Annotated in this window: 9 protein-coding genes; 3 read left to right on the top strand and 6 right to left on the bottom strand. The window is 70.8% G+C overall.

Going from position 1 to position 14,557, the window contains the following annotated elements:
- Nucleotides 1-195: 195 nt before the first annotated feature.
- Nucleotides 196-2,910, bottom strand: a complete 2,715-nt coding sequence (acnA, locus tag ACJ6WD_RS32055; protein ID WP_233657820.1) for an aconitate hydratase AcnA — start codon at nt 2,908-2,910, stop codon at nt 196-198.
- Nucleotides 2,911-3,217: 307 nt separating this feature from the next.
- Here acnA and argG point away from each other — a divergent pair, with 307 nt between their 5' ends.
- Nucleotides 3,218-4,663: an argininosuccinate synthase gene (gene argG / locus ACJ6WD_RS32050; protein ID WP_233657819.1), complete on the top strand. Its 1,446-nt coding sequence runs from the start codon at nt 3,218-3,220 to the stop codon at nt 4,661-4,663.
- 201 nt (nt 4,664-4,864) lie between these two features.
- Here argG and ACJ6WD_RS32045 read toward each other — a convergent pair whose 3' ends face one another.
- The 3 genes from ACJ6WD_RS32045 to ACJ6WD_RS32035 all read right to left on the bottom strand — a co-directional run bounded on the left by ACJ6WD_RS32045 (nt 4,865) and on the right by ACJ6WD_RS32035 (nt 7,227).
- Entirely contained in the window at nt 4,865-5,689 is an 825-nt protein-coding gene (locus tag ACJ6WD_RS32045; RefSeq protein ID WP_407617066.1) for a nucleotidyltransferase domain-containing protein, read from the bottom strand.
- Nucleotides 5,690-5,879: 190 nt separating this feature from the next.
- Complete coding sequence (locus tag ACJ6WD_RS32040; protein WP_233657817.1) at nt 5,880-6,239, bottom strand: GntR family transcriptional regulator; 360 nt, start codon at nt 6,237-6,239, stop codon at nt 5,880-5,882.
- 1 nt (nt 6,240) lies between these two features.
- Nucleotides 6,241-7,227 carry a DUF1648 domain-containing protein gene (locus ACJ6WD_RS32035; protein ID WP_407617065.1) on the bottom strand — a complete coding sequence of 329 codons (987 nt, stop codon included), beginning with the start codon at nt 7,225-7,227 and terminating at the stop codon, nt 6,241-6,243.
- A 91-nt stretch (nt 7,228-7,318) separates the two neighbouring features.
- Here ACJ6WD_RS32035 and ACJ6WD_RS32030 point away from each other — a divergent pair, with 91 nt between their 5' ends.
- Both ACJ6WD_RS32030 and ACJ6WD_RS32025 read left to right on the top strand, forming a co-directional pair.
- Nucleotides 7,319-8,848, top strand: a complete 1,530-nt coding sequence (locus tag ACJ6WD_RS32030; RefSeq protein ID WP_233657815.1) for a UDP-N-acetylglucosamine 1-carboxyvinyltransferase — start codon at nt 7,319-7,321, stop codon at nt 8,846-8,848.
- A gap of 1,800 nt (nt 8,849-10,648) precedes the next feature.
- Nucleotides 10,649-12,016: a helix-turn-helix domain-containing protein gene (locus tag ACJ6WD_RS32025; protein WP_331248480.1), complete on the top strand. Its 1,368-nt coding sequence runs from the start codon at nt 10,649-10,651 to the stop codon at nt 12,014-12,016.
- Nucleotides 12,017-12,118: 102 nt separating this feature from the next.
- Here ACJ6WD_RS32025 and ACJ6WD_RS32020 read toward each other — a convergent pair whose 3' ends face one another.
- Both ACJ6WD_RS32020 and ACJ6WD_RS32015 read right to left on the bottom strand, forming a co-directional pair.
- Complete coding sequence (locus ACJ6WD_RS32020) at nt 12,119-13,867, bottom strand: acyl-CoA dehydrogenase family protein (protein WP_407617064.1); 1,749 nt, start codon at nt 13,865-13,867, stop codon at nt 12,119-12,121.
- The gene (locus ACJ6WD_RS32015) at nt 13,864-14,208 is read right to left on the bottom strand and encodes an acyl carrier protein (protein ID WP_044379752.1); all 345 of its coding nucleotides are present in this window, start codon (nt 14,206-14,208) and stop codon (nt 13,864-13,866) included. Before ACJ6WD_RS32015 ends, ACJ6WD_RS32020 begins: the two co-directional genes overlap by 4 nt.
- Between the last annotated feature and the right edge of the window lie 349 nt (nt 14,209-14,557).

Here is a 14,557-nt window from a genome sequence, read left to right as displayed (position 1 = left end):
CCAGCCCCTACCAGGCACGCGTCCAGATCGGCACCGGCTGGAACATCTACACCAAGCTGTTCTCCTGACCGACCGGCCGCGTCGGCCGGTCGCCTCGCCCGAGGCGGCCGGCCGGCGCGGCCGACGTGGCACGACGCGAGGGCCGCACCCCCCTTCCGGGGAGTGCGGCCCTCGTTCACTGCCGTGCCGTGCCGCTTACTTGCGGATCAGGCTCCGCAGCACGTACTGCATGATGCCGCCGTTGCGGTAGTAGTCCGCCTCGCCGGGGGTGTCGATGCGGACCACCGCGTCGAACTCCACACCGGTGTCGGTGGTGACCTTGACCGTGCGCGGCGTGGTGCCGTTGTTGAGCTCCTCGACGCCGGTGAAGGAGAAGGTCTCCTCGCCGGTCAGACCGAGGGTCTCGGCGGACTGGCCCTCCGGGAACTGGAGCGGCAGGACGCCCATGCCGATGAGGTTCGAGCGGTGGATGCGCTCGTACGACTCGGTGATGACGGCCTTGACGCCGAGGAGCGCGGTGCCCTTGGCGGCCCAGTCGCGGGACGAGCCGGAGCCGTACTCCTTGCCGCCCAGGATGACGAGCGGGGTGCCCTGCTCGATGTAGTTGCGCGAGGCGTCGTAGATGAAGGAGACGGGGGCGTCGTCCTTCGTGAAGTCGCGGGTGTAGCCGCCCTCGGTGCCCGGCGCGAGCTGGTTGCGCAGGCGGATGTTGGCGAACGTGCCGCGGATCATGACCTCGTGGTTGCCACGGCGCGAGCCGTAGGAGTTGAAGTCGCGGCGCTCGACGCCGTGCTCCGTGAGGTACTGGCCGGCCGGGGTGTCGGCCTTGATGGCGCCGGCGGGCGAGATGTGGTCCGTCGTCACCGAGTCGCCGAGCTTGGCCAGGACGCGGGCGCCCGTGATGTCGGAGACCGGGGTGGTCTCCATCGTCATGCCCTCGAAGTACGGGGGCTTGCGGACGTAGGTGGACTCGGTGTCCCACTCGAAGGTGTTGCCGGTCGGGATCGGCAGCGCCTGCCACTGGGCGTCACCGGCGAAGACGTCGGAGTAGGACTTGTTGAACATGTCCTCGCCGATGGCGTTCGCGACGACGTCGTTGACCTCGGCCTCGGTCGGCCAGATGTCGGCCAGGTGGACGGGCTTGCCGTCCTGGTCGACACCGAGCGCGTCCTTGGTGATGTCGACCTTCATCGAACCGGCGAGGGCGTACGCGACGACCAGCGGCGGGGACGCCAGGTAGTTCATCTTGACGTCGGGGTTGATCCGGCCCTCGAAGTTCCGGTTGCCGGAGAGCACCGAGGTGACGGCCAGGTCGTGGTCGTTGACCGCCTTGGAGACCTCCTCCGGCAGCGGGCCGGAGTTGCCGATGCAGGTGGTGCAGCCGTAGCCGACGAGGTTGAAGCCGACCTTGTCGAGGTACGGCGTCAGACCGGCCTTGTCGAAGTAGTCGGTGACGACCTTCGAGCCCGGGGCGAGGGTGGTCTTGACCCACGGCTTGCGGGTCAGGCCCTTCTCGACGGCCTTCTTCGCGACGAGCGCGGCGGCGACCATCACGTACGGGTTCGAGGTGTTGGTGCAGGAGGTGATCGCGGCGACGGTGACGGCGCCGTGGTCGAGCTGGTACGTCGTGCCGTCGGGGGCGGTCACGGTGACCGGGTTCGACGGGACGCCGTTGGAGACGGCCGGGGCGTCGGAGGCCGGGAAGGACTCCTTGCCCGCCTCGGAGTCGTCGGAGACGTAGTTGCGCACGTCCTGGGCGAACTGCTGGGCGGCGTTCGCGAGGACGATGCGGTCCTGCGGGCGCTTCGGGCCGGCGATGGAGGGGACGACCGTGGCGAGGTCGAGCTCCAGCTTCTCGGAGAAGTCGGGCTCGGCGGCCGGGTCGAGCCAGAGGCCCTGCTCCTTGGCGTACGCCTCGACGAGCGCGACCTGCTGCTCGGAGCGGCCGGTCAGCTTCAGGTAGTTCAGCGTCTCGCCGTCGATCGGGAAGATCGCGGCGGTGGAGCCGAACTCCGGCGACATGTTGCCGATGGTGGCGCGGTTCGCGAGCGAGGTGGCGGCGACGCCCTCGCCGTAGAACTCGACGAACTTGCCGACGACGCCGTGCTTGCGCAGCATCTCGGTGATCGTGAGCACCAGGTCGGTGGCGGTGGTGCCCGGCTTGAGCTCACCGGTCAGCTTGAAGCCGACGACGCGCGGGATGAGCATGGAGACCGGCTGGCCGAGCATCGCGGCCTCGGCCTCGATGCCGCCGACGCCCCAGCCCAGCACGCCCAGGCCGTTGACCATGGTGGTGTGGGAGTCGGTGCCGACGAGGGTGTCGGGGTATGCCTGGCCGCCGCGGACCATGACCGTGCGCGCCAGGTGCTCGATGTTGACCTGGTGGACGATGCCGGTGCCGGGCGGGACGACCTTGAACTCGTCGAAGGCGGTCTGGCCCCAGCGCAGGAACTGGTAGCGCTCCTTGTTGCGGCCGTACTCCAGCTCCACGTTCTGGCCGAACGCGTCCTTGGTGCCGAACTTGTCGGCGATGACGGAGTGGTCGATGACCAGCTCGGCCGGCGCCAGCGGGTTGATCTTCGCCGGGTCGCCGCCCAGCTCCTTCACGGCCTCGCGCATGGTCGCGAGGTCCACGACGCACGGCACCCCGGTGAAGTCCTGCATGATCACGCGGGCCGGCGTGAACTGGATCTCCTGGCTGGGCTGTGCCTGGGAGTCCCAGTTGCCGAGCGCACGGATGTGGTCGGCGGTGATGTTGGCGCCGTCCTCCGTGCGGAGCAGGTTCTCCAGCAGCACCTTGAGGCTGTAGGGGAGGCGGGCGGCGCCCTCCACCTTGTCCAGCCTGAAGATCTCGTACGACTCGTCGCCCACCTGCAGCGTGCTACGGGCGTCGAAGCTGTTCGCCGACACGACAGTCTCCTTCAATGAATTCGCGCGTACCACCGCAATCCTGCCGTCACAGGTTCGTTGCCGATCAGCTAAGGTGAACCTAAGTTAGGTGCGCCTTACTAGCGCGGCAGCGGTACGCCTCTCGGCAGATATCTCGATGTCGAGATAACTCTAATACATCACCGCTTCCGGGTCATGCCCCGACGGCGGCCACCCCACCACCTTCCCGCCGGCCGATCGGTGCGGCGACACGCCCGAACGCCCCTCCGCACCATTCATCCCCCGCACCCCCTTTGCATGACCATGCGCGAGGATGCATACTCTTCCTATGTCTAAGGTCCTCACCTCCCTTCCCGCCGGCGAGCGCGTCGGCATCGCCTTCTCGGGCGGCCTCGACACCTCCGTCGCGGTCGCGTGGATGCGCGACAAGGGCGCCGTCCCGTGCACCTACACCGCCGACATCGGCCAGTACGACGAGCCCGACATCGCCTCGGTGCCCGGTCGCGCGAAGACCTACGGCGCCGAGATCGCCCGCCTCGTCGACTGCCGCGCGGCACTGGTCGAGGAGGGCCTGGCCGCCCTCACCTGCGGGGCGTTCCACATCCGCTCGGGCGGGCGGGCGTACTTCAACACCACCCCGCTGGGCCGCGCCGTCACGGGCACGCTCCTGGTCCGGGCGATGATGGAGGACAACGTCCAGATCTGGGGCGACGGCTCCACCTTCAAGGGCAACGACATCGAGCGGTTCTACCGCTACGGCCTGCTCGCCAACCCGAACCTGCGGATCTACAAGCCCTGGCTCGACGCGGACTTCGTGACCGAGCTCGGCGGCCGCAAGGAGATGTCGGAGTGGCTGGTCGCCCACGACCTGCCCTACCGCGACAGCACGGAGAAGGCGTACTCCACCGACGCCAACATCTGGGGCGCCACCCACGAGGCGAAGACCCTGGAGCACCTGGACACCGGCGTGGAGACGGTGGAGCCGATCATGGGCGTGCGGTTCTGGGACCCCGAGGTGGAGATCCTCCCCGAGGACGTCACCATCGGCTTCGACCAGGGCCGCCCGGTCACCGTCAACGGCAAGGAGTTCGTCTCCCCCGTCGACCTGGTGATGGAGGCCAACGCCATCGGCGGTCGGCACGGCATGGGCATGTCCGACCAGATCGAGAACCGGATCATCGAGGCCAAGAGCCGCGGCATCTACGAGGCGCCCGGCATGGCGCTGCTGCACACCGCCTACGAGCGGCTGGTCAACGCGATCCACAACGAGGACACCCTCGCCCAGTACCACAACGAGGGCCGGCGGCTCGGCCGGCTGATGTACGAGGGCCGGTGGCTGGACCCGCAGGCGCTGATGGTGCGCGAGTCCCTGCAGCGCTGGGTGGGCGCGGCTATCACCGGCGAGGTCACCCTGCGGCTGCGGCGCGGCGAGGACTACTCGATCCTCGACACCACGGGCCCGGCGTTCAGCTACCACCCGGACAAGCTGTCCATGGAGCGGACCGAGGACTCGGCGTTCGGCCCGGTGGACCGGATCGGCCAGCTCACCATGCGCAACCTCGACATCGCCGACTCGCGCGCCAAGCTGGAGCAGTACGCCGGCATCGGCCTGATCGGCACCACCAGCCCCGCGGTCGGCGCCGCGCAGGCCGCCGCGACCGGGCTGATCGGCAACATGCCGGAGGGCGGCGCCGAGGCCATCGCCTCCCGCGGCGAGGTCTCCGGTGACGACGAGATGCTGGACCGCGCCGCGATGGAGTTCGGCACGGACTGACCCGCCAGCGCCGGGCGGCCGATACGGCCGATACGGCCCCTCCCCGACGCACCACCGGCAGCGGCCGGCCCGGCGCCCCACGGCGCCGCGCCGGCCGCTCGCCGTTCTCCCGGACGGCCCGGGACCCGGCATTCCCGCACGGGCGACGCCTGCCGGAGCGTCAGGCGGCGGATGCGCGCGGCCGTCTCGGGGGCGGGCTGCTCAACCGCCCCCGTACGCGGCCAGCGTCCGGTCGATCGCCGGGCCCAGGAAGGCCCGGGTGAGTGCGGCGCGCCGGGCCGGCCAGTGTGCGCGGTCGGCCGCCGACGCCCCGGCCGCGGTCGGACCCGGCGCGGTGGCCGGCGGGCCGTAGCGCCGGTGCCGGAGGTCGGCGAGGAGCGGCGCCGGCGCACCCATTCCGGCCAGGACGGACAGCGCCTCGCCCTTGGTGATCAGGCTGCCGTCCCGCAACGTCACCGTCGCCCGGGCCAGGGTCAGCAACCCGAGGTCCACCCAGACGTCGCGCAGCCAGTACGCGGGGCGCTCCAGCGCGGGCCGCCAGAACCCGCGCAGGTCGGCGAGGACGAAGGCGGTCAGTCGGGCGTCGGTCACCGGGGGCAGCAGGGCGGCCGGGCCGTCGCCGTACCGGACCAGACCGAAGAGGTGGAGTTCGCGGCGGGTGACCGGGGTGAGGGGCCGGTGCAGCAACTCCTCGTGCGCCCACCCGAGATGGCAGCGCGTCGGATCGTCGAGCGCGGCGACGTCGGGGTAGGCGCAGTGCACCGCCCGGGCCGCCGGACCGCCGGTGGCGGCGAGCCGGCGGTGCAGACCGGTCAGTTCCGCCTCCTCCCGCGCCGTGGCGGGACGTGCGAGGACCGCGACCAGGTCGAGGTCGCTGCGGCCCTCCTGGTAGTCACCGCCGGCCAGCGAGCCGTGCGCCCACAACGCCCGCAGCGGCACACGGTCTTGAAGGCCCGTCAGGAATGTGCGGAGCAGCGCCGCGGTGGCCGGCGGCACCGGTTCCCGCGTGTCCGTCGCCGCCCGCATGGCCGCCCCCTGCCCCGTCCGCCGCGGGCGGACGTCCCGGATCCGATCCCCCGCCACCTGCCCGGACTCCGGCGGCCTCAACCGCCCTGCCGGGACCGGGCGTACGGCCCCCGCCGGCCCGCGCGGGACCGGCGACCGCCGGGCCCGACCGGAGGACCGACGACCGCCGCATCGGCACGGCCGGGCCGCGTCATCCGCCTTCCAGCCCCACCCGGACCACCCGCACGATCTCCTCGTCCGTCAGGCCCAGGTGACGGGCCTCGGCGATGAGGCGTTCGGCGGCCTCGCCGAGCCGCGCCCGGCCCGGTGCGGCGGCGCCGGTGACCACCGCACCGCGGCCGCGCCGGAGTTCGATCAGCCCTTCCTCCTTCAGCCGCTGGTAACCGCGCAGCACGGTGTGGACGTTGACGCCGAGGGAGGCGGCGAGCGCGCGGGCGGCGGGCAGGCGTTCGCCGGCCGGGACCGACCCGTCGGCGATGGCGCCGCGGACCGAGGCGGCGATCTGGTCGCCGAGCGGGACGGACGAGCCGGGGTCGACGCGGAAGAGCATCTCAGTCCCCCTCTGTGGAGCGCCGGCGATCGAGATAGGTGGTGAGCAGCGCGGCGGCGGTCGCCGCGTCGTCGACCGTCACCACGAACTCCCGGCCGTTGGTGCGCCGCAGCACCAGGCCCTCACCGGAACGGAGCAGCAGACCGCTGCCGCCGGGCCGGATGCGGTACCCCCAGCCACCGTACTCGGCGAGCGGGGAGATCCGGCGGCTGGTCGCCTCGGCCACGCCCGCCAGCGGTATGCGGCGCAGCGGGACCGGGAACAGCAGCGGGGTGAGGGTCAGCCCCCGCTTGTCGACGGTCACCCGCACGGAGCAGTGGACCGCGACCAACAGCGCGCAGAGGAGCAGCGCGCCGCCGCCGACCCACCCGGCGGACACCCCGAGGACGACCCCGACGCAGGCCACCAGCGCCGCCAGGGCGGCCATCGGCAGGGAGCTGATGGTGCGCGTCCAGCCGGCCCGGACGCCGGCGGGCAGGTCGAGGCGACGCACCCGGCCGGGCTCCGGGCGGGGCCCTTCCGGGTCGGGACCGGCGAGCAGCCAGCCCAGTCCGGCGGCGAGCACGCCCGCCCCCAACGACGCGGCCAGTTGCAACAGGGGCATGCGGACCGCGGCGGCGTCGGCCGCGTCGGCGTTCCCCCACAGGATCGCGGCTGCCGGGTAGCCCAGGACGACGGCCAAGAAGTAGCCCGCCGCGATGAGCAGGCGCCCGCCGCGCGCGGGCAGCGCTCGCCGCGACAGGGCGGCGGTGCCGGCGCCGGCGGCGAGCAGGACGGCCAGGGACCACCACAGCAGGCCCTGCGTCGACGCGTAGCCGTTGGGCCGGCCGTCGAGGCCGAAGTGGGTGGCGAGCCGCTCGGGCAGCCGGTCGGCGACGACGGCGTAGACGCCGCCGAGGCAGACGGTGACGAGAAGGAACGGTAAGGCGGCTATCCAGCCCCGCGGACGGACGGGCGCGGGCGGGGCCGAGGGTGCGGATCGCATCATGGCAACCTCCAGTTGTTCGCATATTAGTAGAACAACTAGCGGGACGGTATGGCGCGCCGCGTCAATCTCATATCTGAGATACGGTCACCCCATGGCAGACGACTACCTCGTACGCATCGGCAGGCTCATCCGTGACGCCCGGCAGCATCGTGGCTGGACACAGACGCAGCTCGCCGAGGCGCTCGGCACCAGCCAGAGTGCGGTCAATCGGATCGAACGCGGCAACCAGAACATCAGCCTTGAGATGATCGCCCGCATCGGCGAAGCCCTGGACAGCGAAATCGTCTCGCTCGGATACGCCGGACCGATGCATCTGCGCGTGGTCGGCGGGCGCCGGCTGTCCGGCAGCATCGACGTCAAGACGAGCAAGAACGCCTGTGTCGCGCTGCTGTGCGCGACCCTGCTCAACGCGGGCCGCACAACTCTGCGCCGGGTGGCCCGCATTGAGGAGGTCTACCGCATCCTGGAGGTGCTGGGCAGCATCGGCGTCCGCACCCGGTGGATCAACGACGGCAACGACCTGGAGATCGTGCCGCCGGCCCAACTCGACCTGGAATCGATGGACTTGGAGGCGGCCCGCCGCACCCGCAGCGTCATCATGTTCCTCGGCCCGCTGCTGCACCGGATGGACCACTTCAAACTGCCCTACGCGGGCGGCTGCGACCTCGGCACCCGGACCGTCACGCCGCACATGACCGCCCTGCGGCACTTCGGCCTGGAGATCACCGCGACCGACGGCACCTACCTCGCCGAGGTCGACCGGACCGTCGCCCCCAAGCGCGCGATCGTGCTGACCGAACGCGGCGACACCGTCACCGAGAACGCGCTGCTGGCCGCCGCCCGGCACGACGGCGTCACGGTCATCCGCAACGCCTCGTCCAACTACATGGTCCAGGACCTGTGCTTCTACCTGGAGGAGTTGGGCGTCCGGGTCGACGGGATCGGCACCACCACCCTCACCGTGCACGGCGTGGCGAAGATCGACCGCGACGTGGACTTCGCGCCGTCCGAGGACCCGGTCGAGGCGATGAGCCTGCTGGCCGCGGCCGTCGTCACCGAGTCGGAACTGACCATCCGCCGGGTGCCGGTGGAGTTCCTGGAGATCGAGCTGGCGGTCCTGGAGGAGATGGGCCTGGACCACGAGCGCGGCGCCGAGTACCCGGCCGACAACGGCCGCACCCGGCTCGTCGACCTGACCGTCCGCCCCTCCAAGCTCCAGGCCCCCCTGGACAAGATCCACCCGATGCCCTTCCCGGGCCTCAACATCGACAACGTCCCCTTCTTCGCGGCCATCGCGGCCACCGCCCAGGGCCAGACCCTCATCCACGACTGGGTCTACGACAACCGCGCCATCTACCTCACCGACCTCACCCGCCTCGGCGCCCAGGTCAAACTCCTCGACCCGCACCGCGTCCTGGTCGACGGCCCCACCCGCTGGCGCTCCGCGGAAATGATGTGCCCCCCGGCACTCCGCCCCGCCGTCGTCGTCCTCCTCGCCATGATGGCCGCCGAGGGCACCTCGGTCCTCCGCAACGTCTACGTCATCAACCGCGGCTACGAGGACCTCGCCGAACGCCTCAACTCGATCGGGGCCCAGATCGAGATCTTCCGGGACATCTGACCGCGCTTCGGGCGAGTGCCGCCGCCCCCTTCCTGAGCTGCGTGGAAGCGGGCCAGAAGGGGGTGCGGCGGCTTCCGTGGGGCGTCTTGGGGGCTGCGTCGCTCATCCGGCTTCGGCGGCCAGTCGGGCCGATACCGCATCGCCATCGCCATCGTGCTCCGGCGCCGGGAAAGGGAGGGCTGCCAGCCGTCAGGCCACGGGCCGAGCGGGACATGCTCACGCGGTACCGCGGTTGGTCGCCCGCGCGCGAAGGGGAAGGCCCCTTCAGGACAACGTCGAGAGCGCCATTTCAGCGTCGCGATATCGCCCATACCGCACACAGCGCACATTGTGCGCACTCATCAAGAACGTAGGTCGGCGGCGCCTTTCGGCACCTTCAAGGATCGTCCCGCACTCCACTTGGCGGGTCATCGAGAACACCTGTGGGCCATCGAGAACACGTGGGGCCAATCGGCGAACCGCCCGTCCGCTCCGCACTTCACCGCCCATCCCGGCATTCCGGCCCGTGGGGACTCCTCCCTTCCGGTATGCGGTGAGCGCATCCGGCGTCGGTTCCCTTGAAGTTGGCATCTCCGAAAGCCGACACAAGAGGCCGAACACACACGAATTCACGTGCCCACCCCGGCCGGCGCCTGGCCGATTCCAGGGCCGGATCGTCCATGGCACCGCCCGGTTCGGCAAGGCGACGCCAGCGCGCCCGACGCTCCGGCTTGGTCCGCTCCTCGCCCTCCCTGCGCCGAGCACCCTCGGACTGCGAAAACGCCGGCCGGCCGCCCGGGCCGGTAAACGGACCCTGGGACGAGAATCGGGGGAATCCTTAATGTCGAGCGCCGCAGTGGTGTTGACTGTCCTCCGCGAGTGTGGCAGGCGTGGCCCGCTGCCAGAACGGCCGTATCGGTAATTTTCAAGGGCCAGTTGCATCTGGCGGCCTACCGCACGTTGCACTTCAATACGGGTGCGATGACGCCGAGGACACCGGAGAGACCGCGATGAAATATCAATGAAAAAGATCGTTCTCATCATCGACATGGTTCGCCATGAACGGTGGCGATGGAGGCCGTTCAGGAGGGTTCGCATCCAGAAAAGGCCGCCACAAAGCCCCTAGGAATGCAAAGCGTGGCGGGTCGTCATCCCGAAGGTGATCTCCCCGCATGACACCGTGTTCCCGAACGGGAGCACACCGGACGGTCAGCGGCTTCACAACGGTTCGCCACTCAAGAGCGGCCCCCGCCCCGCCCGGTCTCGGCGCCCGGGCAGTTCGCGGCGCCGTCGACGTCGCCCGCCACACCCGTTCCCGCCCCCGCTCCCGCACCACACCCGGTCGGCGAACCCCCGTAAGCCCCCAACTACCCGCTACTCGCACTCCGGAGCAACGGGGTGCGACGACACCTTGCAGCCGAGCAAAACGCGTCGGCCGCGTTCGCGTCAGCATGTCGTGAGCACGGCATACGTCGCTCGGTGGGGCGCGTCGGATTTAGCTTCGACAATGCCGTGACGGAATCCTTTTTCGTGAGCATCACAGGTGAACCCCGCTACGTCCGAACGGCAGTTGGGCAATCGAGGCGCGGGCCCATACCGGCGTACTGGAGCGCCGCCCCAACGGGGAACCCGGGGCTATGGACTCGCGCGTTTGATCGAGTAGGATCCACATCAACGCTCGGCAAACCAGCCCGTTTGGGTCCAGCTTGCCGCCTCCACAGCACCACCCTGTCGACCAGCGGGGCCGATGCTTGGTGATCCATTCGCATGCCGCGAGGTACGCCGGGCGCTGTACATATAATTCTTGGGGGAGGATTAACTATGCTGGTTCCGAACGGCCACTTTCTGCACGACAGAAAAGACATCCACCGGCTGCGGAACTTCCTGATCAATCAGCGCAAGATCTCCGGATGGACCCAGGAGGAGCTCTCCGAGCGCTCCGGCGTCAGCGTCCGCACGATCCGCAACCTGGAGACCGGCTCCAACACCAACCCGCGCCGCACCTCGGTGGACCTGCTGCTCTCCGCCTTCGGCGCGACCGCAACCGCCGCCGAGACGACCTTCTGGGGCAGCACCGGCTGGCCGGCACTGCCCGAGCAACGTACCGAGTCGCACCTTTCGCACGCCCTGGAACTGCCGCCCTGGTACGGGCCCTGGCTGCTCAACGATCCGCTGGTGGGCCGGCAGACCGACCTGCGGCACGTCGTGGCCACCGTACAGCGCAGTCGGCTCGTGGCCCTGACCGGAGCAGGCGGGGTGGGCAAGTCCCGGCTGGCGCACGCGGCCGCGGTCCAGCTGCGCCCGCTGTTCCGGGAGGGGGTGGCCGTCGCCGACCTGCACGACTGCCCGCCCGAGCACCTTGATTCCTCGCTCGCCGGCAGTGAACTGATGCGCATCGTGCGGGAATTGGACGGTGAGGACGGCTTCCTGCGCGGCGGCTCGTGGACCGGGTCCCGGCTCCTGGTGCTCGACAACGCCGAGCACGTCGTCCAGCACACGGCTCGGATCGCGCGGAACCTGCTCAGCGAGCATCCGGGTCTCCATCTGCTGATCACCTCCCGTCGCACGCCGTCCGTCGGTGCCGCGGAGACCTGGGACGTCGAGCCGCTGCGGGTGGACGGACCGGAGGACGGCGAGACGGCCGTACCGAGTGCGGTGGAACACTTCCTGCGCCGGGTGCAGGCCGGCCTGCCGACCCTCGACCTGAGCGACCATCTGCCGTTGGTCACCCGCCTGTGCCGGCTGCTCGACGGAATACCGCTGGCCCTGGACATTGCGGCCCAGCGGCTCAGGTCGCTGCCGCTGACGTCGCTCGTGCAGAGCGGCAACCTCTTCCCCCTGCTGGACCAGGTCGACGCGGGCCGCCTGTCCCGGCACCGCACGCTCTCGGAGAGCGTGCGGTGGAGTTACGACCTGCTCCCCGCGCCGCACCAGGAACTGCTGCACGAACTCGTCGCGTTACAGAGCCCGTTCTCCCTGGACGACGTGCTCAGGGTCCAGCAGGGCCACCCCGATGCGACGCAGGTCGCTCACCTCCTCGCAGACCTCGCCGATGCCTCGCTGGTCCACATCGAACGGCAACTGCATTACACGTACCGGGTCCATGCACTCGTACGGCACTGGCTGCTCACCCACGCGCGGCGGCCCAGCCCGGCGGGAGGCGCCGCACCCCTCGGACTCGGCCGCTAGGGCCCCGGACGGATCCCGGGTGGGGTGTGGAAGGGCCGGCACCCCGCCCGGACGACAGGAACCACCAGAGCCTCGAACGCGGCGGCGCATCCGGAGCGCTGCTCAGGCCCCCGACTGCCCGGCGGCCTCCTTGACCGTCCGCAGCGAGAAGTACTCCCCCGCGTCGAGACTCGACATGATCCGCTCTTCCAGCCAGGGCAGGAACGTCTCGTCCAGTACGGCCTCCGGCTCCAGCCGCTGCAACAGCCGCTGGAGCACCAGCACCAGCCAACCACTGCCGCCCGTCTCCGCGCGCTCCTGCCCGAAGGTGTGGAGCCAGGTGTAGAGGCAGGACGCCGCCGCGTGGTGGACGCAGTGCTCGGCGGCCCGGTCCTGCCCCTCCGTCGTCGCCGCGTCGAGCGATGCGGCGGCGAGGTGCGTGTAGAACGCCGTCCGGCGCGCGGACAACTCGCCGACGACCTTGGCGAGCGCCGTGCCCTCGGGTTCCGGAAGCTCGTGCTCCGCGATCCGCAGCGCCTCCTCGACGGCCGGGGCCCATCCGCGGGTGATCTCGTCCTCGGCAGCGCTGGTCAGCCGCAGTTCCCGCCCCGAGGGGTGCCACACGGGTGCTTCCTCGGACCAGTCGAAGAGCTGCCGCAGCACGTCCTCGCCGCCGCGGGAAGGCCGGTCGGCCACCCGGGCCACGGCCGGGAGCTGCGAGGCGATGCTGTGCAGGTTGACGTGGGTGGTGCCCTCGAAGATGCTCGCGATCGCGTGGTCGCGCTGGAGCTTCTGGAAGACGCCGGAGGCCACGCCCTCGCGCAGGTAGCCGCGTGCGCCCAGGACCCGGGCGCACTCCTGGACGACCTGCTCGCCGAGTGTCGGGACGAGGTACTTGACCACGGAGGACCACAGGCTGAGCCGGGACGGCGCGACGGACAGCGAGCGCGCCACGGGGAGCGCCGTGCACTCGGCAATCAGCAGGTCGAGGTACGAGTCGAGCAGGTGCCGCCGGATCACCGGCAGCCGATAGATCTCCTGCCCGTACAGGATCCGCTCCCGCGCGTGGCGCAGTGCGATCCGCAGGACGGAGTCCATGGTGCCGAGCGAGAGTCCGCCGATCGCCGTGCGGGTGATCTGGAGGACCTGGAGGATCTCGACCAGGCCCGCGCCGGGGCGGCCGAGCAGCGACCCGGCGGGCACTTTGGTGTCCTGGAAGGTGATGCCACTGAGGTCGTGTCCGCGCAGGCCCACGGTCCGCACGAAGGGGTGATTGTGCCAACTGCCGTCGTCCAGCTCCTCCTTGTCGAGCAGCAGCAACGATGAGCCCGCGCCCTCGACGGCGGCGTAGACGGTGACGAAGCGGCCGCGGGTGGCGTTGCCGACGGGCCACTTCTCGCCGGTCAACAGGTATCCGCCGGCGTGCGGCACCGCCGCGGTCTCGTTGGTGCCCAGGTCGCTGCCGTGGTCCGGTTCGGACACCGCGAAGCAGGCGAGGTCGCCGCCGAGGATGCCCCGTGCGACCTTCGCGCGCTGCTCCGCGTCGCCCCACAGCCACACCGGGTTGACGCCGAGGACCGCGGAGCCGAACATCACCGCGACGGTCAGGTTGCGGCGCGAGAGCGACCGGGTCAGCAGGAAGAGCTGCTCCAGGTTCCGCAGCCGGCCGCCGAACTCCTCGGGCACCAGGTACTGCGCGAACCCCCAGGACCTGATGAGGTCCACCGCGCCGGGCGGCAGTTCACCGTTCTCCTCGTGCGCGACCATCGCGGCGTAGCTGAACGGGCCGCTGTCGGCGGTCGGGTCGCCCAGCGCCCGGTCCAGATCGGCGGCCAGTGCGTAGGCCGGGCGGTCGAAGGCGCGGTCCGTCATGCCGCGGGGCCCTCGAAACCGTAGCGGGCGAACATGCCGGCGACGTCGTCGTCCGCGGGGAGGGTCGCCCTGCCTTCGGCCACCTCGGCGCCGACCAGCTCGATCACGTCGCTGACGCGCTCCAGCCGCATGGCCTCCTCGGGGTTGAGCGACCGCAGGCCGTACAGCTCCTCCAGGTTGTAGCCGAGTTCCGCGAGGACGAGCGAGTGGAAGCCGAGGTCGCCGACGAGGCGGTGGTCCGCCTCGACCTGGTCGACTTTGCGCGGTGCGATCAGCCGCACGAGTCCGCTCACCACGGGAGCGACGGCTTCGTTGCCGAGGGCGGCAGGGGTCTGAGTCATGGTGCCGACGCTAGGGCGAGGCGGGCCCGGCACCCAGGCAAAGGGCCCGGCAAAATCACGGCAACTCCGCGTCGCACGTGGGGCGTCGGGCCGGTGCCCGGGGTGCGGGCACGGTCAGCCGGTTGGTCACCGGCGCCCCCTCGGCCTCCCGAGTTGCCGGTGCTCTGGCCCCCCGTATTGCCGGTGCACTGCCTGGTCGCGCAGTGAGGGATCCCCGAGCATCCATGGCGGGGGCCACACCAAGTGGCGTGGCCGGCCGCGCATGCGACGGACGGGGAGTACGTGGCAGCGAGCGCGGTCGCAACCGGAGACGTCGGCGGGTGCCTCACCGCCGACCGCAGCTGCGTGG

The sequence above is a fragment of the Streptomyces sp. VTCC 41912 genome (assembly GCF_045799175.1).
GTDB lineage: Bacteria > Actinomycetota > Actinomycetes > Streptomycetales > Streptomycetaceae > Streptomyces > Streptomyces albulus_C.
This window is presented reverse-complemented; position numbering and strand designations above follow the sequence as displayed.

Bases quoted from the DNA above. Each gene is read 5' to 3' on its own strand.
- ACJ6WD_RS32025 (WP_331248480.1), top strand. From the start codon at position 10,649: ATGCTGGTTCCGAACGGCCACTTTCTGCACGACAGAAAAGACATCCAC.
- ACJ6WD_RS32015 (WP_044379752.1), bottom strand. From the start codon at position 14,208: ATGACTCAGACCCCTGCCGCCCTCGGCAACGAAGCCGTCGCTCCCGTG.
- ACJ6WD_RS32045 (WP_407617066.1), bottom strand. From the start codon at position 5,689: ATGCGGGCGGCGACGGACACGCGGGAACCGGTGCCGCCGGCCACCGCG.
- ACJ6WD_RS32030 (WP_233657815.1), top strand. From the start codon at position 7,319: ATGGCAGACGACTACCTCGTACGCATCGGCAGGCTCATCCGTGACGCC.
- ACJ6WD_RS32020 (WP_407617064.1), bottom strand. From the start codon at position 13,867: ATGACGGACCGCGCCTTCGACCGCCCGGCCTACGCACTGGCCGCCGAT.
- ACJ6WD_RS32040 (WP_233657817.1), bottom strand. From the start codon at position 6,239: ATGCTCTTCCGCGTCGACCCCGGCTCGTCCGTCCCGCTCGGCGACCAG.
- ACJ6WD_RS32035 (WP_407617065.1), bottom strand. From the start codon at position 7,227: ATGATGCGATCCGCACCCTCGGCCCCGCCCGCGCCCGTCCGTCCGCGG.
- argG (WP_233657819.1), top strand. From the start codon at position 3,218: ATGTCTAAGGTCCTCACCTCCCTTCCCGCCGGCGAGCGCGTCGGCATC.